The organism is Phycicoccus sp. (assembly GCF_035325325.1).
Lineage (GTDB): Bacteria > Actinomycetota > Actinomycetes > Actinomycetales > Dermatophilaceae > Phycicoccus.
Map to the genome: position 1 here is coordinate 1 of NZ_DAOLAC010000006.1, position 18,287 is coordinate 18,287.

17 protein-coding genes are annotated in these 18,287 nt (G+C 74.1%); 4 read left to right on the forward strand and 13 right to left on the reverse strand.

Going from position 1 to position 18,287, the window contains the following annotated elements:
• Positions 1-51 precede the first annotated feature (51 nt).
• From serA to PKA89_RS06015, 5 genes are all read right to left on the reverse strand, one after another.
• The gene (serA, locus tag PKA89_RS05995) at positions 52-1,638 is read right to left on the reverse strand and encodes a phosphoglycerate dehydrogenase (protein ID WP_324417566.1); all 1,587 of its coding nucleotides are present in this window, start codon (positions 1,636-1,638) and stop codon (positions 52-54) included.
• Between the two features lie 165 nt (positions 1,639-1,803).
• On the reverse strand, positions 1,804-2,271 hold the full coding sequence (locus PKA89_RS06000) for a VTT domain-containing protein (protein WP_324417568.1): 468 nt from the start codon (positions 2,269-2,271) through the stop codon (positions 1,804-1,806).
• A 99-nt stretch (positions 2,272-2,370) separates the two neighbouring features.
• Complete coding sequence (gene ilvC / locus PKA89_RS06005; RefSeq protein ID WP_324417570.1) at positions 2,371-3,402, reverse strand: ketol-acid reductoisomerase; 1,032 nt, start codon at positions 3,400-3,402, stop codon at positions 2,371-2,373.
• Between the two features lie 72 nt (positions 3,403-3,474).
• On the reverse strand, positions 3,475-3,987 hold the full coding sequence (gene ilvN / locus PKA89_RS06010; RefSeq protein WP_324417572.1) for an acetolactate synthase small subunit: 513 nt from the start codon (positions 3,985-3,987) through the stop codon (positions 3,475-3,477).
• A 9-nt stretch (positions 3,988-3,996) separates the two neighbouring features.
• Positions 3,997-5,877, reverse strand: coding sequence for an acetolactate synthase large subunit (locus PKA89_RS06015; protein WP_324417574.1), 1,881 nt, complete (start codon positions 5,875-5,877; stop codon positions 3,997-3,999).
• Between the two features lie 277 nt (positions 5,878-6,154).
• Here PKA89_RS06015 and PKA89_RS06020 point away from each other — a divergent pair, with 277 nt between their 5' ends.
• Positions 6,155-7,093 (forward strand): FUSC family protein, encoded by a 939-nt coding sequence (locus tag PKA89_RS06020; RefSeq protein WP_324417576.1) that lies wholly within the window; start codon positions 6,155-6,157, stop codon positions 7,091-7,093.
• A gap of 22 nt (positions 7,094-7,115) precedes the next feature.
• On the opposite strand, the gene PKA89_RS06025 is transcribed toward PKA89_RS06020, so the two are convergent.
• The 7 genes from PKA89_RS06025 to PKA89_RS06055 form a co-directional block, all read right to left on the reverse strand.
• On the reverse strand, positions 7,116-8,684 hold the full coding sequence (locus PKA89_RS06025) for a hypothetical protein (RefSeq protein WP_324417578.1): 1,569 nt from the start codon (positions 8,682-8,684) through the stop codon (positions 7,116-7,118).
• Between the two features lie 7 nt (positions 8,685-8,691).
• Positions 8,692-9,465, reverse strand: a complete 774-nt coding sequence (locus PKA89_RS06030; RefSeq protein WP_324417580.1) for an ABC transporter ATP-binding protein — start codon at positions 9,463-9,465, stop codon at positions 8,692-8,694.
• Positions 9,458-11,158: a dihydroxy-acid dehydratase gene (gene ilvD, locus PKA89_RS06035; RefSeq protein ID WP_324417582.1), complete on the reverse strand. Its 1,701-nt coding sequence runs from the start codon at positions 11,156-11,158 to the stop codon at positions 9,458-9,460. The genes PKA89_RS06030 and ilvD overlap by 8 nt, the downstream gene beginning before the upstream one ends.
• 77 nt (positions 11,159-11,235) lie before the next feature.
• The gene (locus PKA89_RS06040) at positions 11,236-11,985 is read right to left on the reverse strand and encodes an anti-sigma factor (protein ID WP_324417584.1); all 750 of its coding nucleotides are present in this window, start codon (positions 11,983-11,985) and stop codon (positions 11,236-11,238) included.
• The gene (locus PKA89_RS06045; RefSeq protein WP_324417586.1) at positions 11,972-12,544 is read right to left on the reverse strand and encodes a sigma-70 family RNA polymerase sigma factor; all 573 of its coding nucleotides are present in this window, start codon (positions 12,542-12,544) and stop codon (positions 11,972-11,974) included. Before PKA89_RS06045 ends, PKA89_RS06040 begins: the two co-directional genes overlap by 14 nt.
• Before the next feature lie 109 nt (positions 12,545-12,653).
• Positions 12,654-13,310, reverse strand: a complete 657-nt coding sequence (locus PKA89_RS06050; RefSeq protein ID WP_324417588.1) for a fasciclin domain-containing protein — start codon at positions 13,308-13,310, stop codon at positions 12,654-12,656.
• A 54-nt stretch (positions 13,311-13,364) separates the two neighbouring features.
• On the reverse strand, positions 13,365-15,440 hold the full coding sequence (locus PKA89_RS06055; protein WP_324417590.1) for an MMPL family transporter: 2,076 nt from the start codon (positions 15,438-15,440) through the stop codon (positions 13,365-13,367).
• A gap of 58 nt (positions 15,441-15,498) precedes the next feature.
• Here PKA89_RS06055 and PKA89_RS06060 point away from each other — a divergent pair, with 58 nt between their 5' ends.
• A complete protein-coding gene (locus PKA89_RS06060) occupies positions 15,499-15,987 on the forward strand; it encodes a MarR family winged helix-turn-helix transcriptional regulator (RefSeq protein ID WP_324417593.1) in 489 nt (162 codons plus the stop codon).
• Positions 15,984-16,967, forward strand: a complete 984-nt coding sequence (locus tag PKA89_RS06065) for an SDR family NAD(P)-dependent oxidoreductase (protein WP_324417595.1) — start codon at positions 15,984-15,986, stop codon at positions 16,965-16,967. Before PKA89_RS06060 ends, PKA89_RS06065 begins: the two co-directional genes overlap by 4 nt.
• Here the strand turns inward: PKA89_RS06065 and PKA89_RS06070 are convergent.
• Entirely contained in the window at positions 16,964-17,497 is a 534-nt protein-coding gene (locus tag PKA89_RS06070) for a histidine phosphatase family protein (RefSeq protein ID WP_324417597.1), read from the reverse strand. The genes PKA89_RS06065 and PKA89_RS06070 overlap by 4 nt on opposite strands.
• A 144-nt stretch (positions 17,498-17,641) precedes the next feature.
• Here PKA89_RS06070 and PKA89_RS06075 point away from each other — a divergent pair, with 144 nt between their 5' ends.
• Entirely contained in the window at positions 17,642-18,238 is a 597-nt protein-coding gene (locus PKA89_RS06075; protein WP_324417599.1) for a DUF937 domain-containing protein, read from the forward strand.
• Positions 18,239-18,287: the final 49 nt, after the last annotated feature.

The following is an 18,287-nucleotide window of genomic DNA, read 5'->3' on the forward strand; positions in this document are numbered from 1 at the left end:
GGCGGTCGACCACAGCCCAGCACCATCAGGCTGCGCTGTCGATGCTCACAGTCAGCCGAGGTTGACCACCCGCACGGTGTCCGCACCGATCTCGGCGCCGATCGCGGCGACGACGTCCTCGGGGATCGCGCTGTCGACGGTCAGGGCGACGAGCGCCGAGCCGGTGTCGTCGTTGCGCGAGACCTGCATCGCGGCGATGTTGACGTCCGCGTCGCCGAGCAGCCGGCCGAGCGCGCCGATGACGCCCGGGCGGTCGACGTAGGAGAAGAACGCCATGTGCGTGCTCAGCGGCACCTCGAGGTCGTAGCCGTTGACGCCGATGACCTTCTGGACCATCTTCGGGCCGGTCAGCGTGCCCGCGACCGACACCGTGGTGCCGTCGGCGAGCGTGCCGTGCAGCGTCGTGACGTTGCGGAACTCCTCGGCCGCCGCGTTGGTCACGAGCCGTGACTCACAGCCGCGCTCCTTGGCCAGCAGCGGGGCGTTGACGTAGGTGACCGGGTCCTCGGTGACGTCGGTGAAGAGGCCCTTGAGCGCGGAGAGCTCCCACACCGAGACGTCGTGCGCGGTGATCTCGCCGCACACCTCCACGTCGAGCTGCACCGGGACCGAGCCCGCGATGGCGGTGAAGATGCGGCCGAGCTTCTCGACGAGGTCGATGCCGGGCCGGACCTCCTCGGCGACCGCGCCGCCGGAGACGTTGACGGCGTCCGGCACGAGGTCGCCGCCGAGCGCGAGCCGGACCGACTTCGCGACCGCGACGCCGGCCTTCTCCTGGGCCTCCTCGGTCGAGGCGCCGAGGTGCGGCGTGACGACGACCGACTCGAAGCCGAACAGCGGGCTGTCGGTGCACGGCTCGGACGCGAAGACGTCGAGGCCGGCGCCCGCGACCCGACCGTCGGAGATCGCCTCGGCGAGGGCCTCCTCGTCGAGCACGCCCCCGCGGGCCGCGTTGATGATCCGCACGCTCGGCTTGACCTTGGCCAGCGCCTCCTTGCCGATGAGGCCGAGGGTCTCGGCGTTCTTCGGCAGGTGGATCGTGATGAAGTCGGACTCCGCGAGCAGCTCGTCGAGGGTGACGAGACGGGCGCCGAGCTGGCCGGCCCGCTGCACCGAGACGTAGGGGTCGTAGGCGAGCAGCTCGACGCCGAAGCCCTTGAGCCGCTCGGCGACGAGCTGACCGATCCGGCCGAAGCCGACGATGCCGACCTTCTTCTCGAGCAGCTCGACGCCGCCGTACTTGCTGCGCTTCCACGCGCCGTTCTTCAGCGCCTCGTTGGCCGGCGCGATGTTGCGGGCGCAGGCGAGGAGCAGCCCGACCGCCAGCTCGGCGGCGGAGGTGATGTTCGAGGTGGGGGCGTTGACGACCATGACGCCGGCCTTCGTCGCGGCGTCGACGTCGACGTTGTCGAGGCCGACCCCGGCGCGGGCGACGACCTTGAGGTTCCGCGCGGCGGCCAACGCCTCGGCGTCGATCTTCGTCGCCGAGCGGATGAGGACGGCGTCGACGTCGGCGAGGGCCGGCAGCAGCTGGGAGCGGTCGGCGCCGTCGGTGTGGCGCACCTCGAAGTCGGGGCCGAGGGCGTCGATGGTCGCGGGTGAGAGCTCCTCGGCGATGAGGACGACGGGCTTGGTCACGTGAAAGGTCCCTTACGGTCGAGCGTGTGGGTGGGGTCCGCCGATGCGGTGACGTGCCGTCCGGCACGCCGCTGTGCCGGGACGTCCATCGTAGGCGCGAGCCAGCATGTGGACGCCGGTGACCACCATGTGACCGTCGTCGCGCTCCGTCGCACGTCAGCGGGCTCAGGCCTCGGCATCGACGCGTCGCCGCAGCCGACGGGCGGCGAGCACGACGAGGAGGACCACCCCGGCGGCGACGAGCAGCCACCACCACGGGACCCGGCCGAGGGCGGCGTCGACGACGGCCATCCCGACCGTGGTGTAGACGACCGCCCAGAGCAGGGCGCCGAGGGCGACCGCCGGCAGGAAGCGGCGCAGGGGCATCCGGAGCATCCCGGACGAGGCGTTGATCGCGGTCTGCAGCCCGACGGTGAGGAAGCCGAGCGTGACCGCCGGTGGGCCGACCCGCCGGACGAACCGCTCCGCGCGGGCCACCCCGGGCCGGTCGAGGTGGTGCGACCAGCGGGTGCGTCCGCCACCGGCGCGCACCCCCCGGCCGACCCAGTAGGTCGCCGTGCCACGGGCGAACGCCCCGACCCAGAACACGACGAGGACGACCCAGAACGGCCAGCCGGCGACGAGGTCCTCCACGGCCGACAGCCTAGGTCCGTCCCGGACCGCCCGGTCGAGAGACGAGAACATGCCGTCCGCCCTCCGGGGCGGACGGCATGTTCTCGTCGTTCGTCGGGGTCAGCGGGCGGCGGAGCCCTCGGTGTAGTCGCTGTCGCGGTCGGTGTCGACCCAGGCCATCAGCTGGCGCAGCTCGCGACCCGTCGCCTCGATCGGGTGGGCGGCACCCTTGGCCCGCAGCGCCTGGAACTCCGGGGCGCCGGCGTCCTGGTCGTCGATGAAGCGCTTCGCGAAGGCGCCGTTCCTGATGTCCGCGAGGACGGCCTTCATGTTGTCCTTGACGTGCGGGTCGATGACGCGCGGGCCGGAGACGTAGTCGCCGTACTCGGCGGTGTCCGAGACCGACCAGCGCTGCTTGGCGATGCCGCCCTCGATCATCAGGTCGACGATGAGCTTGAGCTCGTGGAGGCACTCGAAGTACGCGACCTCGGGCTGGTAGCCCGCCTCGACGAGGGTCTCGAACCCGTACATGACCAGCTGCGAGGCACCGCCGCAGAGCACGGCCTGCTCGCCGAAGAGGTCGGTCTCGGTCTCCTCGGTGAACGTGGTCCGGATGCCGCCGGCGCGCAGGCCGCCGATCGCCTTGCCGTAGGACTTCGCGAGGTCCCAGGCCGAGCCCGAGGCGTCCTGCTCGACGGCGAGGAGCACGGGAACGCCGCGGCCGTCGACGAACTCGCGGCGCACGATGTGGCCCGGCCCCTTGGGGGCGACCATGAGCACGTCGGAGCCGGCCGGCGGCTGGATGTAGCCGAAGCGGATGTTGAAGCCGTGCCCGAAGAGCAGCGCCGCGCCCTCCTTGAGGTTCGGCTCGATCTCGGCCGCGTAGAGGCCGCGCTGCACCTGGTCCGGGGTGAGGATGACGACGAGGTCGGCCTCGCGGACGGCGTCGGCGACGGAGAGGACGGTCAGGCCCTCGGCCTCGGCCTTGGGCCGGGACTTCGAGCCCTCGGCGAGCCCGACGCGGACGTCGACCCCCGAGTCGCGCAGGTTGAGGGCGTGCGCGTGGCCCTGGCTGCCGTAGCCGATGACCGCGACCTTGCGGCCCTGGATGACGGACAGGTCGGCGTCGTCGTCGTAGAACATCTCGGCCATCGGAACAGGCCTCTCCTTCGGGTCGGGGGTGCTGCTGGCTGGTACTGGAGGTGGACTCTAGGCCGTTGCGGCTCAGGCGCTGCGGAGTGCCCGGTCCGTGATCGAGCGCGGCCCGCGGCCGATCGCGACGAGGCCGGACTGGACCAGCTCGCGGACCCCGAACGGCTCGAGGACCTCGAGCAGCGCGGTGAGCTTCTCGCCGGTGCCGGTGGCCTCGATGGTCAGGGACTCGGTCGCCACGTCGACCACCTTCGCCCGGAACATCTGCACGAACTCGAGGACCTGGCTGCGGGTGGCGGCGTCGGCGCGGACCTTGATGAGCATGACCTGGCGCTGCACCGCCGAGCCGGGCTCGAGCTCGACGACCTTGAGCACCTCGACGAGCTTGTTGAGCTGCTTGGTCACCTGCTCGAGCGGCAGGTCCTCGACGTCGACGACGACGGTCATCCGGGAGACCTCGGGGTGCTCGGTCTCCCCGACCGCGAGGCTGTCGATGTTGAAGCCGCGTCGGGAGAAGAGGGCCGCGATGCGCGCGAGGACGCCGGGCTTGTTCTCGACGAGGACGGACAGGGTGTGCTTGCTCATGGTGGCTCCTCAGCGGCCGTCGTGGTCGGCGTCGGTGTCCTGCTCGACGGCCTCGGACTCCTCGCGGTCCCACTGCGGCGCGGTGTCCTTGGCCACCTGGATGAGGTCGTTGCTCACGCCGGCGGGGACCATCGGCCAGACCATCGCGTCGCGGTGCACGACGAAGTCGACGACGACCGGACGGTCGGTGACCTCCATCGCCTGCCGGATCGTCTCGTCGACGTCCTCCGGTCGCTCGCACCGCAGCCCGACGCACCCGTACGCGTCGGCGAGCTTGACGAAGTCGGGGACCCGCGAGCCGTGCGAGGTGTGCAGGTCGGTGTTCGAGTAGCGCTCGTTGTAGAAGAGGGTCTGCCACTGGCGGACCATCCCGAGGCTGCTGTTGTTGATGACCGCGACCTTGATCGGGATGTTGTTGATGACGCAGGTCGCGAGCTCCTGGTTGGTCATCTGGAAGCACCCGTCGCCGTCGACGGCCCAGACGACGCGGTCCGGCTCGCCGACCTGCGCGCCCATCGCCGCGGGCACCGAGTACCCCATCGTGCCGAGCCCGCCGGAGTTGAGCCACGCGTTCGGGCGCTCGTACTCGACGAACTGGGCGGCCCACATCTGGTGCTGGCCGACACCGGCCACGTAGACGGCCTCCGGGCCGGCGATCGCCCCGAGCCGCTCGATGACGTACTGGGGTGAGAGGGAACCGTTCTCCGGGGCGGTGTACCCGACCGGGAAGGTCTCCTTCCAGCCGGCCACCCGCTCGCGCCACGCGGTGTAGTCGCCGCCCTGGCCGGCCTCCATGTCGGCCTCGACCGCCTCCGCGAGGTCGGCGACGACGGCCTTGCAGTCGCCGACGATCGGCACGTCGGCCCTGCGGTTCTTGCTGATCTCGGCCGGGTCGATGTCGGCGTGGATCACCTTGGCCTCCGGCGCGAAGGTCGACAGCTGGCCGGTGACCCGGTCGTCGAAGCGCGCGCCGAGGGCGATGATGAGGTCGGACTTCTGGAGGCCGGTGACCGCCGCGACCGACCCGTGCATGCCGGGCATCCCGAGGTGCAGCGGGTGGCTGTCCGGCAGCGCGCCGCGGGCCATGAGGGTGGTCGTCACCGGGATCTGCGTCAGCTCGACGAACCGGCGCAGCTCCTCGCTGGCGCGGGCCCGGATGACACCGCCGCCGACGTAGAGGACGGGCCGCTCGGCCGCCGCGATGAGCCGGGCGGCCTCGCGGATCTGCTTGCCGTGCGGGCGGGTCACCGGGTGGTAGCCGGGGAGGGCGATCTTCGGCGGCCACGAGAAGGTCGTGCGCGACTGGAGCGCGTCCTTGGAGATGTCGACGAGGACCGGTCCGGGGCGGCCGGTCGCCGCGATGTGGAAGGCCTCAGCGATGACCCGCGGGATCTCGTCGGGGTCGGTGACGAGGTAGTTGTGCTTGGTGATCGGCATCGTGATGCCACGGATGTCGGCCTCCTGGAAGGCGTCGGTGCCGATCGAGGACGAGGCGACCTGGCCGGTGATGGCGACGATCGGCACCGAGTCCATGTAGGCGTCGGCGATCGGGGTCACGAGGTTCGTCGCACCGGGACCCGAGGTCGCCATGCACACGCCGACCCGGCCGGTCGCCGCGGCGTAGCCCTCGGCGGCGTGGCCGGCGCCCTGCTCGTGGCGGACGAGGATGTGCCGCACCTTGACCGAGTCGAGCAGCGGGTCGTAGGCGGGCAGGATCGCGCCGCCGGGGATCCCGAAGACCGTGTCGACCTCCATCGCCTCGAGGGAGAGGACGAGGCTCTGCGCGCCGGTCACCTCGACCGGCGTCCTGGCCCGCGCCTGCTGGGCCACCTGGGCGGGGTTCGGCGCAGGGTGGAGGGATGCCGGGGTCGCCGGTCGGGTGTCGGTCACGATGGGGTCACCGCTCTCTGCTCGATGGGTCGGGCCGGGTCCGCGCACAAAAAAACCCTCCAGTCCCGTGGCGGGACGACGGAGGGAGCGCGCCTGGTCGCGGGGGCGTCAGGCGCGCTGTCGAAGTACGAGGACTCGGGCCACGGGACAACTGTCGCCCTCCCCCCGGACCGTGTCAACCGGCGAGACGGCCGGTCCCACCATCCGGGACCGTGACGTCGGACACCCGCCCGACGCTACCCTCGCGCCACCGACCCACCCTCCCGGAGGCCCGTCCGTGCACGTCCCCTGGCCCACGCCGCGCGTGCTCGCCCTCGCCGCCGGGCTCGTCCTCGTCGTGGGCCTGCTCGCGGGAGGGGCGGGGCTGCTCGCCGGCGCCGCACCGGCGCTCGGCATCCTCCTCGGGGCGGTCGGCGTCCTCGCGGCGTCGGTCACCGACGTCGGGGCCCGCGTCCGGGTGGGGACCGCTCTGCTCGCGGCGGCCTCGTTCGGCCTCGGGACCCTCGCCGCGGGCCACGCGCTGCTCGCCGGCGGCGCCGTCGCCGCCGCGGCCCTCGTCGCGGCACCGCTCACCGTGCGCGCCGCCCGGACCGGCACCTTCCTCCCGGTCCTCGCCGCCCTCGGCAGCGGCCTACCGCTCGGCGGGGCGCGTGGCACGGTGACCCTGTGGGTCGCGCTCGGCGCCCTCGCCACGGTCGGGCTGACGACGCTCCTGCGCGTGGCCACGCCGGCCCAGCCGGTCCCGCGCACTGAGGCCGGACGGCACGCCGTGGCCACCGCACTCGTCGCCGGGACCGGCGTCGCGCTGACGACCGGGCTCGGCCTCGGGCACGGGTACTGGCTCGTCGTCGCCGTGGCGATGGTCCTCACGGTCTCGCGCGAGGAGACCGCGCCCCAGGCGACCGCGCGCGTCGTCGGCACGGTCGTGGGGGTCGTGGGCGGGGTGGTGGCCGTCGCCGTCCTCCCGACGCCGGCCTGCCTCGCACTCGCCGGGGTGCTCACCGTGCTGGGGCTCGCGTGGACCGTCGTCCGCGAGACCCGGTTCGTCGCCGGCACGACGAGCGCGACGGTCGTCCTCGTCGGGTCGGGTGGGCTCGTCGGCCCCGGCGCGGGGCTCGCCGCCGAGCGCCTCCTGCTGACGGCCGCCGGGGCCGGCCTGGCCGTCGCCGTGGTCGCCCTCCTCTGGCGCCTCGACGCCGCCGACCCCACCGGGTGAGGCCGGACCGGCTCCGCCGGCGTCAGACCTGGGACTGGGCGAGCCGGCCGAGCATCTCGGGCTCGGTCCGGTCGAGGCGCCGGCCACCGAGGACCACACCGGCCGCGAGGAGCGCGGCACCGTAGACCGCGCTCACCGCGAGGACCACCCACCGCCACGGGCTCCCGGCCGTCAGCACCGCGGCGATGCCGACCGGGAGGACGAGCACCAGGGGTCCGACGAACGACACGGTGGCGGTGACGCAGCCCTGGGCCGCCCCGCCGGAGGACGCCGCGAACGGGTTGCCGCCGGTCCGCGGCGCGGTGCCCGGCAGGACGGCGCCGACCCCGACCGCCAGGCCCAGGCTGGCGAGGAACGCGGCGACGACGACGCTGAGCCAAGGAACGACCGAGGTGATGGCACCGATGGCCACGGCGACGACGAAGGTGAGCACGAGGACCGGTCCGAAGACGACCGCCGAGGCGACCGCGCGCCCGAGCCGGTCCTCCCACCCCCGCAGGCCGGTGCTCACGTGCATCCACCACGCCGGGCCGTCGAAGGCGAGGTCGTTCATCAGGGTGAGCCCCGCGAAGACCGCCAGCGTGACCACCCCCGTACCGGCCAGCGCCCCGCTGTGGGTGAGCACCGACTGGACGACGAAGAAGACCGGCAGCACCGCGGTGCGCAGGGCGATGCTCACGAGCCGGCTGTCGCGGTACCAGGCGCGGACCCGTCGGGCGGCGACGGCGGCCACCGGCGAGCGCCCGAGGAGCCGCGGCAGCAGCCGGCCGCGGCCGATCCGCTGCCCACCGCCGGTCGTCATCGGCGAGGTGAGCACCCGCTCGAGCTGGGCGACCCACACTCGCCACAGGACGACGAGGAGGGCCAGCGCGAGGACGAGGTGGACCAGGGCCGTCCCCCACCGCCCGGTCGCGACGTCGAAGGGCAGGCCCCACGCCCAGCCGACCGGGGTCCACGCGGCGACCCGGGCCGAGCGCGACGCGTCGAAGCCGCCGAGGTCGAGGCCGACGGCTCCGGTGGTCAGGACGAGGTTGAGGACGAGCGGCAGGAGCGTGACGAGCGAGACGACGACGGCGCCGAGGACCCGTCCGCCGCGGGTCGTCATGACCCTGGCCAGCGCGCTCGTCACCGCCCGGGAGCCGAGGACCGCGGTCAGCGTGCCGAGCACCGCCGCGACGAGGGCGGCCGGCAGGGCGGTGGGGTGCCCGGCCCACGCGACCACCTGGGCCAGCGCGAGCACCGAGAGCATGAGGGCCGGGATGCCCGTGAGTGTGGCGGCGAGCAGCCCACGCGCGAGCTCGCGGGCACGCAGCGGCAGCACCGAGAAGCGCGCGGGGTCGAGGACGTTGTCGACGCCGGTCGCGACGAGGCTGAGCACGACCCAGAGCAGCGTGGCGGTGGCGAAGAGCGGCACGGTCAGCGCGACGAGCCGCAGCGGCCAGGCCGCGAGGAGCGCGATCGAGGGTCCGAGGACGAGGACGACGCCGAGCGCGGCGAGCCCGCCGACGATCGAGGAGACGAGGTGGATCGAGCTGCGCGACATGGCGGTTCGCCACATCCGCAGCCGGAGGCGGACGACGAGCAGCGTCATCGCCGGCTCAGCCGCCGAGCCACGTCAGGCCGTCCTCGGAGACCTCGTGCGCCCCGACGAGCTCGAGGAAGCGGGCGTGCAGCGAGCCACCGGACGTCAGGGCCGCCACCGTGTCCTCGGCGAGGACCCGGCCACCGACGACGACGGCCACCCGGTCGCACAGGCCCTCGACGAGCTCCATCACGTGGCTCGACATGACGACCGTGCCGCCGGTGGCGACGTACCGCCGCAGGATGGTGCGGATGGCCTGGCCCGAGACGGGGTCGACGGCCTCGAAGGGCTCGTCGAGGACGAGCAGCCGCGGCGCGTGGATGAGGGCCGCGGCGAGGCTGATCTTCTTGACCATCCCGGCGCTGTAGTCGGCGACGACGGTCTCCGCGTCGGCGGTGAGGTCGAGGACGCCGAGCAGCTCCTCGGCGCGCGGCCGGCTCACCTCGGGCGGCATCCGGCGCAGGTCGGCGACGTAGTGCAGCAGCTCGCGGCCGCCGAGCTGCTCGAAGAGCCGCAGGCCGTCCGGTGAGACCCCCATGACCGCCTTGGCCGCCGGCGGGTCGGCCCAGACGTCGTGGCCGAGCACCCGCGCGGTGCCGCCGTCCGGGCGGAGCAGGCCGGTGGCCATCGACAGGGTCGTCGTCTTGCCGGCGCCGTTCGGCCCGACGAGGCCGTAGAGGCACCCGCGCGGCACCGCGAGCGAGAGCCCGTGGACCACGCGCCTCCCCCGGAACTCCTTGACGAGGCCCTCGAGCTCGAGTGCGGGCCCCTCCCCCCGCGGCTCAGTCACACACGGCGCCCGTGCTCGCGCTGCGGACGAGCTTGCGGTACTTCGCGAGGACGCCCCGGGTGTACTTCGGCTCCGGGTGGGTGACGCCCTCGGCGCGCCGGCGCTCCATCTCGGCGTCGTCGACGAGGAGGTCGAGCGTCGCGTGCGCGACGTCGAGGCGGATGCGGTCACCGTCGCGGACGAAGGCGACGGGGCCCTCGTCGACGGCCTCGGGCGCGACGTGTCCGACGCACAGTCCGGTCGTCCCGCCACTGAAGCGGCCGTCGGTGAGGAGGAGCACGTCCTTGCCGAGCCCTGCGCCCTTGATGGCCCCGGTGACGGCCAGCATCTCGCGCATCCCCGGGCCGCCCTTGGGACCTTCGTAGCGGATGACGACGACGTCGCCCGCGGCGAGCGATCCCTGCTCGACGGCGTCCATCGCGGCGCGCTCGCCGTCGAAGACGCGGGCGGTGCCCTCGAAGACGTCGGAGTCGAACCCGGCGGACTTGACGACCGCACCCTCCGGCGCGAGCGAGCCCTTGAGGATGGTCAGGCCACCGGTCCGGTGGATCGGCTCGCTCATCGCGCGCACGACGTGGCCGTCGGGGTCCGGCGGGCGGATGTCGGCGAGGTTCTCGGCGACGGTGCGCCCGGTGACCGTGAGGCAGTCGCCGTGCAGCAGACCGGCGTCCAGCAGTGCGCGCATGACGACGGGCACGCCGCCGACGCGGTCGATGTCGGTCATGACGAAGCGGCCGAACGGCTTGACGTCGGCGAGGTGCGGCACGCGCGCACCGATCCGCTGGAAGTCGTCGATGGTGAGGTCGACCTCGGCCTCGTGCGCGATCGCCAGGAGGTGGAGCACCGCGTTGGTCGAGCCGCCGAAGGCCATGACGACGGCGATGGCGTTCTCGAAGGCCTCCTTGGTCATGATGTGGCGCGCGGTGATGCCGCGGCGGAGCAGCTCGACGACCGCCTCACCGGACTTGCGGGCGAAGCCGTCGCGGCGGCGGTCGGTGGCCGGTGGGGCGGCCGAGCCGGGCAGCGACATGCCCATCGCCTCGGCGACGGAGGCCATCGTGTTCGCGGTGTACATGCCACCGCAGGCGCCCTCGCCCGGGCAGATGGCGCGTTCGATGGCGTCGACGTCCTCGCGGCTCATCCTCCCCGCGAGGCAGGCCCCGACCGCCTCGAACGCGTCGATGATCGTCACCGTCTTCTCGCTGCCGTCGGACAGCTTGGCGATGCCGGGGAGGATGGAGCCGGCGTAGAGGAAGACCGAGGACAGGTCGAGCCGGGCCGCGGCCATGAGCATCCCGGGGAGCGACTTGTCGCAGCCGGCGAGCAGGACCGAGCCGTCGAGCCGCTCCGCGTTCATCACCGTCTCGACCGAGTCGGCGATGATCTCGCGGCTGACGAGCGAGAAGTGCATCCCCTCGTGCCCCATCGAGATCCCGTCGGAGACCGAGATGGTGCCGAACTCCAGGGGGTAGCCGCCGCCCGCGTGCACGCCGTCCTTGACCGCCTTGGCCAGCCGGTCGAGGGAGAGGTTGCACGGGGTGATCTCGTTCCACGAGCTCGCGACCCCGACCTGGGGCTTGGCGAAGTCGTCGTCGCCCATCCCGACGGCGCGCAACATCCCTCGGGCGGCGGTCTTCTCGAGGCCGTCGGTGACGTCGCGGCTGCGGGGCTTGATGTCGGGGGACGTCGTCATGGTCGTCATCCTAGGTTCGGGCGGCGGCCCACGTCCGGACGTCCCGCCGATCGACCCGAGGGCCGAGCGGCGGGGCGTCAGAGGGCGAGCGTGCCCCGGGCGACGCTGTCGCCGGAGTGCTGCGGCTTGTCGTCGTAGCCCTCGCGCGAGATGTCGACGATGACGTAGCCCTCGTCGATGAGGTCCTGACCGATCGCGAAGCGCTGGACCCCGTCCCCCGGGCGCAGCACTCCGACCGAGACCATCCGCTTGAGGTCGCGGTTGATCAGCCAGACCTCGAGGTAACCGCCGCGCGCGTCGAGGGCGGGCGTCTCGACGTCGAGGTCGAGGTGGTCGTCGACCCGGACGGCACTCGCCGCGCCGAGGGCCTGCCGGGTGTCGAGGGTCTGCAGGCTCGTCTCGCCGAGGACCACGGTCGCCGGGCTCGGTTCCGGGCCGTCCAGGGCCCGCACCCCGAGCCCACCGACGAGCACGCCGGCCGCCGCGGCCGCGACGAGCCAGCCGACCCGGACGCGGCGTCCGGGCGAGGGCGAGGGGGCGGTGTCGACGACGGTGAGGGCCGGTGCCGTGGCGCGGTCCCGCTCGTCACGGGCTGCACGGTCGTCGCGGTCGAGCTCGGCGACGACCTTGTCCCACAGGCCGGCCGGCGGCTCGACGAGGTCCGGCGGCTCGTGCAGGAGACCGGCGACCTCGCGCAGCGCAGCCACCTCCTCGGTGCACGGTGAGCAGCCGTCGACGTGGGCGGCGACCTCCGGGGGCACCGGGTGGCCGGTCGCGAGGAGGACGAGCTCGTCCTCCGGGTGGGTCCGCGGGTCAGGCGTGGTCATCGGTCACCTCCTCCAGGTGCTGTCGCAGGGTGAGCAGTCCGCGGCGGATGTGGCTCTTGACCGTCCCGAGGGGCAGGTCGAGACGGCGCGCGACCTCCTCGTGGGTCAGTTCGTCGACGAGCGCCAGCCGGATGGCCGTCGCGCGCGGCTCGCCGAGCCGGGCGAGCGCGTCGGCGAGGAGCAGGCGCTGGGCGAGCCGCTCGTCGGGCGGTGGCGCGTGGCTCGTCGGCAGGGCCTCCCGGGCGACGGCCTCCGCGTCGCGGACGTGCCGAGCGCGCTGGGCGTGGACGTCGGCGATCTTGTGGCGGGTGATGCCCACGAGCCATCCGGCGACGCTCCCCCGCGTGGGGTCGAGCGTGTGGCGCCCGCGCCAGGCGGCGACGAAGACCTGCTGCGTCACGTCCTCGGCGTCGTGGTGGTCGCCCAGGGCGCGCACGGCGAGCGTGTGCACGAGGCCGGACCAGCGGGTCCACGCCTCCTCGAGGGCGTCCCGCGAGCCGGCCCGCAGCCGGACGGCGACGTCGTCGACGTCCGTGCCCGCCTCCGCCTCGGTGCTCACGCCACCCAGCCTAGGGCCGACCCGACCGGCCCGCTCCGACGCGGACGCCGCGCCGGTGGTGGTGTCCTGTCCCACCACCACCGACGCGCCGCCGGTCGGGGGCACGTCCTCAGAGGTCCAGGGGCCGCAGGACGAGCACGATGCCGTGCGCGACCTGCTTGTTGCCCTTGTTGATGTCGAACGCGCGCGGGTTGACGAAGGGGTCGACGTCGTTCCGGTCGGCGTCCTTGAGCTGGACCAGCGGGATCCACCGGCTGCGGACCGCGACGGTGACCGTGCCGCCCTGCGCGGTCGTGAGCACGGCGCCGTTCGCGCGCACCGCGTCCCGCTTCGTGATCGTCGCACCGGGCACGACGTGGTAGAGCAGCACCTGCTCGATCGCGTCGACCCCGACGGCGTCGACGAGCGCCGAGAAGGTCTGCTCCTCGGTCCGGGGCCAGCGCTTGGTCAGGTCGGCGGCGAGGACCTGGAAGGCGCGGTCGTTCGGGATGAAGGCGGTGAGGGGGACCGACCCGTCGGTGAGCACCTTGACCGGGCTGTCCGGCTTGGCCGCGAGCACCGCGAGGACGGCCTCGGTGACGATGTCGTAGTCGTACCAGTTCCGGTCGAACCGGTCGCCGTCGGCGGTGAGGACCGCCGCGAGGCTGCGGGTACCGGTCGGCGCGGTGGTCCCGTGGGACCCGTGGGCCGAGGCCGGTGCGGCGGTGAGGGCCGTGGCACCGAGCGTGACGGCGACGGCGGCGGTGACGAGGCGACGGGTGCGCATGGGGACCTCCTGGTCGACGGGTGGACCGCCGGGTGCGGTCCACCCCCTCTTCGCTCACGACACCCCGCTCGGATGCACCACGCGGGCGGTGTTCTTCGGCTCCTCGCTCGGGCCCTCGCCCCCCACCCGGCGCGGCCACCAGAACCTGTCGCCGAGCAGGACCGCCGCGGCCGGCACGAGCAGGGTGCGGACGACGAGGGTGTCGAGCAGGACGCCGACGCAGATGATGACGCCGAGCTGGGCGAGGACGACGAGCGGGAGGACCCCGAGCACCGCGAACACCGCGGCGAGGAGGACGCCTGCGCTCGTGATGACGCCGCCGGTCGCGGCGAGGGCCCGGAGCATCCCCTCGCGGGGGCCGTGGTCGCGAGCCTCCTCGGACGCCCGCGTCACGAGGAAGATGTTGTAGTCGACGCCGAGGGCGACGAGGAAGACGAACGCGAGGAGCGGGACGCCCTCGTCCAGCCGCTCGAAGCCGAGCAGCTGCGTGAAGAGGACCCAGCTGAGGCCGAGGCTCGCGAGGTAGGTGCCGACGACGGTCGCGACGAGCACGACGGGCGCGACGACGCTGCGCAGCAGCCCCCCGAGGGCCAGGAGCACGAGCCCGAGGATCAGCGGGAGGATGAGCGCCCGGTCGCGCCCCGAGGCCGCGGCGGTGTCGACGGCCTCCGCCTCGGTCCCGCCGACGTGCGTGCCCTCGCGGTCGGCGAGGGCGTCGCGCAGCGCGGCGACGTTGTCGCGCACCTCGTCCGAGCCGGGGTCCCCGGCGAGGACGGCGTCGACCTCGGCGACCCCGCCCCCGCTGGCCACGACGCGGGCGGACTCGACGCCCGGCACGCCGGCGACGTCACGGGCCAGGGCCTCACCGTCGCCCGTCGTCATGACGACGACGGGGTCGACCGAGCCGGCCGGGAAGGACTCCGCGTACCGCTGGGAGGCGGCGATCGACTCCGGGGTGTCGAGGAACTGGTCGGCGGTGGAGAGGCCGGCCCTCACCTGGCTGATGCCTCCGGCCGCGACGGCGAGGCCGACGACGACGACCGCGACCACCGCGACCGGGCGGCGGGCCACCGCGTCGCCGACCCGGCGCCACAGGGAGCGCCCGTCGGCGAGGCCGGTCTGGCCGACCCGCGGCACCTGGGGCCAGAACACCCAGCGTCCGAAGACGACGAGCGCGGCGGGCAGGACGACGAGCGCGAAGACCGCCGCGACGACGACCCCCACGGCACAGGCCAGCCCGAGGCCGCGGGTGGCGGGGAACGCCGAGAGCAGCAGGGTGAGCAGGCCGAGCACGACGGTCGAGGCGCTGGAGACGACAGCCTCGGTCGTCCGGCGCAGGGCGTGGGCCATCGCCGCCCGCCGGTCCTCGGTCGTGCGCAGCTCGTCGCGGTAGCGCGAGATGAGCAGCAGCGCGTAGTCGGTGCCGGCGCCGAACACGAGGACCGACAGGATGCCGACGGTCGACTCGTCCCAGGCGACCCCGAACAGGTCGAGGGTGCGGGTCGCGACGACCCCGGCGAGCTGGTCCGCGACGCCGACGACCGTCAGGGGGACGAGCCACAGGACCGGGCTGCGGTAGGTGAGCACGAGGAGGAGCGCCACGACGCTCGCCGTCGCGAGGAGGAGACGGGTGTTGGCCCCGTCGAAGACGCCGGCGAGGTCGGCCTGGATGGCGGCGGGGCCGGTCACCTGCGCGGTGAGCCCCTTCGGCAGGCCGGACTTCGCCGCCGCGCGGATCTGCTCCACGGTGTCTGCGGTGCGGGTGGCGTCGCCGCTCTCGACCGGCACCACGACGACGGCCGCGGTACCGTCCTCGCTTACCTGCGGCGGCATCCCGGTGGCACCCGGCAGGGAACGGGCCCGGGCCTCGACGGCGGCGGTGTCCGCGTCGGTGAGCCGCCCGTCGCGGGCGAAGAGGACGACCGCGGCCGAGCCCTGGGCCTCGGGCAGCCGCTGGCGCAGCTCGGCCGCGGCGCGGCTGTCCGAGTCGAGCGGGAGGGCGGTCAGCGTGCCGTCCGGCTTGTCGGCCTGGCCGACCACCCCGACGACGGCGCCCGCGGCGAGCAGGGCGAACAGTGCGAGCAGGCCGGCCACCCACCGGCGCGTGACGAGAGCGGCGACGCGTCCCACGAGAGATCCTCCGTTGGTAGACTTCGAGAACTGGGTGATTCACCTGATTACTAAGTTGGTGAGGGATATTACGGACCACGACCCCGTCGACGCAAACCGCGCGGTCACCGAGCTCGTGCCGGCCTGGACCGGGTCGAGCACGCTCGACACGCTCCAGGAGCTGACCGACGTCGCTGCCCAGGTCCCCCACGAGGTGGCCCGGCGGGCCGGGCTCTCCACGTCCGAGCTGCACTCCCTGCGCCACCTGGCGATGCGCTCGATGGGTCCGGTCGACCTCGCCCGCGCCCTGGGCGTCACCTCCGCCGCCTCCTCGCAGGTCATCGACCGGCTCGTCGCCCGCGGGCACGCCGAGCGCCGGCGCCATCCCGCCGACGGCCGGCGCACCGAGGTCGTCATCACCGAGTCGGGGCGTCGCGAGGCCGTGCGGCACCTCGCGCCGATGTTCGAGGGGCTCGCCCGGACCGACGCGGCCCTCTCCCCCGAGGAACGCGCCGTCGTCGAGCGCTACCTGCGTGGCGCCATCGCGGCAATGCGGGCCCTCACGTGAGTCCCGGTGCGCCCGAGGCGCTCTCGCACCTCGTCGACGTCGCCCTCGACCGCACCGTCGCTCCCGGCTTCACCTCGCTCGGGCTCGCCGTGCGACGGCGACTGCCCGGGTGGCCCGCCGACCCGCGTGTCGGGGCGCTGGCCGGCCGGCACGTCGCCGTCACCGGGGCCACCTCCGGCCTCGGGCGGCGCACCGCCCACGACCTCGCCGCCCTCGGCGCCACCGTGCACCTCGTCGTCCGCGACACGACGCGGGGTGAGCGGGTGGCCGCCGAGGTCGACGCCGCCGTCGGGCGCGAGGGCGCGGCCCGGGTCTGGTGGTGCGACGTCGCCGACCTCGAGTCCGTGCGGACCTTCGCCGGGCGCTTCCTCGCCGCCGGCCTGCCGCTGCGCGGTCTCGTCCACAACGCTGGCGCGCTGCCGGCCGAGCGCACCGAGTCGCCGCAGGGGCACGAGCTGACCCAGGCGCTCCACGTCCTCGGGCCCGTCCTCATGACCGAGCTGCTGCTGCCGGCGCTCGAGCCGGACGCCGGCCGCGTCGTCCTCGTCACCTCGGGAGGGATGTACACCCAGGCGCTGCCGGCCGACGACCCCGAGTACCTCGAGGGCGCCTACAGCGGGTCGGTGGCCTACGCGCGGAGCAAGCGCGGACAGGTCGAGCTCCTCCCGGTCCTCACCGAGCGCTGGCGCGACCGGGGCGTCACCGTCCACGCGACGCACCCGGGCTGGGCGCGCACCCCCGGCCTCGACGCGTCGCTGCCGGCCTTCTCCCGGGCCCTGAGGCCGGTGCTGCGTACCGACGCGGCGGGCACCGACACCACGGTCTGGGTGCTCGCCTCCGAGCCGGTGCCCGAGCCCGGACGCCTCTGGCACGACCGTCGCCCACGACCGACGAGCGTGCTCCCGACGACGCGACCGACGCTCTCGGACCGCGTGCGCTACTGGGCCTGGGTGGCCCGAGCGGTCGGGCTCACGCCCTAGGACCCGGCGCCCCGGGCGACGTGGAAGCGATCGAGCCGGGCGTCGCCGAACGCGAGGTCGGACCAGCGCCCGGCGTAGTGCAGCACCGCGAGCGCGCAGGTGGGGAAGCCCTCGGCCATCGCCCGGTGTCCCTCGGTGCTGCCCTCGCCGTCGGCCAGCAGCTCGGCGAGGGCCGGGACACCCGGGGCGTGGCCGACGACCATGAGGACGTCCGCGTCGTCGTCGGCCTCGTGCACGGCGTCGAGGATGGTCTCGGGTGAGCCGTTGTAGATGCGCCGGTCGTGGTGGATCTCGGCCTCGGGACACCCGGACTCCCACACGGCCTCGCAGGTCTGGCGGGTGCGCTCGGAGGTCGAACAGAGCACCTCGTCGATGCCTATACCGTGCTCGAGCAGCCACCGGCCCGCCTCGGTCGCGTCCTTGCGGCCGCGGCCGGTCAGCTCGCGCTCGTGGTCCCCCCCGGCGTTGTTCGCCTCGGCCTTCGCGTGCCGGAGCAGGACGAGGGTTCGGTCACGAGCCGCGCGGGTCATACCTCGATCATGCACCTTCGGCCCCGTCCTGTCCCGGGGCACCGGGGACGTTCGGGGTGGGTCGCAGCACACTCGTCAGGACGGCCGCGCCGTGGTTGGCTGGCCTCCTCGGCGGCACCCGGCCGCCCGCGGACGGGAGGCACCATGAGCGCCTACGACGACATCCTCGCGGCCCTGCCGGTCGACGACATCGCGGCCCGCGTCGGGGCCTCCCCCGACGAGGTGCGGCAAGCCTCGGCGGCGGTCGTGCCGGCACTGATGGGCGGACTCGACGCGAACGCCCGCGGCGGCGGGGCGGCGTCGCTGGTCGAGGCGCTCGGCAGCCACGACCCCGGGCTGCTCTCCGGCGGCGCCGACCTGTCGGCCATCGACGAGCAGGACGGCCGGGCCATCGCCGGCCACATCTTCGGCGACCGTCAGGACGAGGTCGTCGCGCGGCTCGGCGGCTCCCCGCTGAGCGGGCAGAGTGTCGGCGGCGCGCTGGTGCAGAAGCTGATCCCCGTCCTCGCGCCGATGGTGCTCTCGTGGCTCGCCGGCCGGGTGCTCGGCGGCGCGCGCGACGGGTCCACCGGCGGCGGTGGCGGTGGTGTGGAGGGCACCCTCCAGGACGTCCTCGGCTCGGTCACCGGCGGTGCGGCACAGGGCGGCTCGTCCGGCGCGACCCCGCAGTCCGGCGGCATCGACGCCGGGAGCATCATCGGGGACGTGCTCGGGGGACTGCTCGGCGCCGGCCGCCGCTGACCGTCCCGCGCGTCCGCGCGGTTACTCCCGACTTCTTGCGGATCCGCCA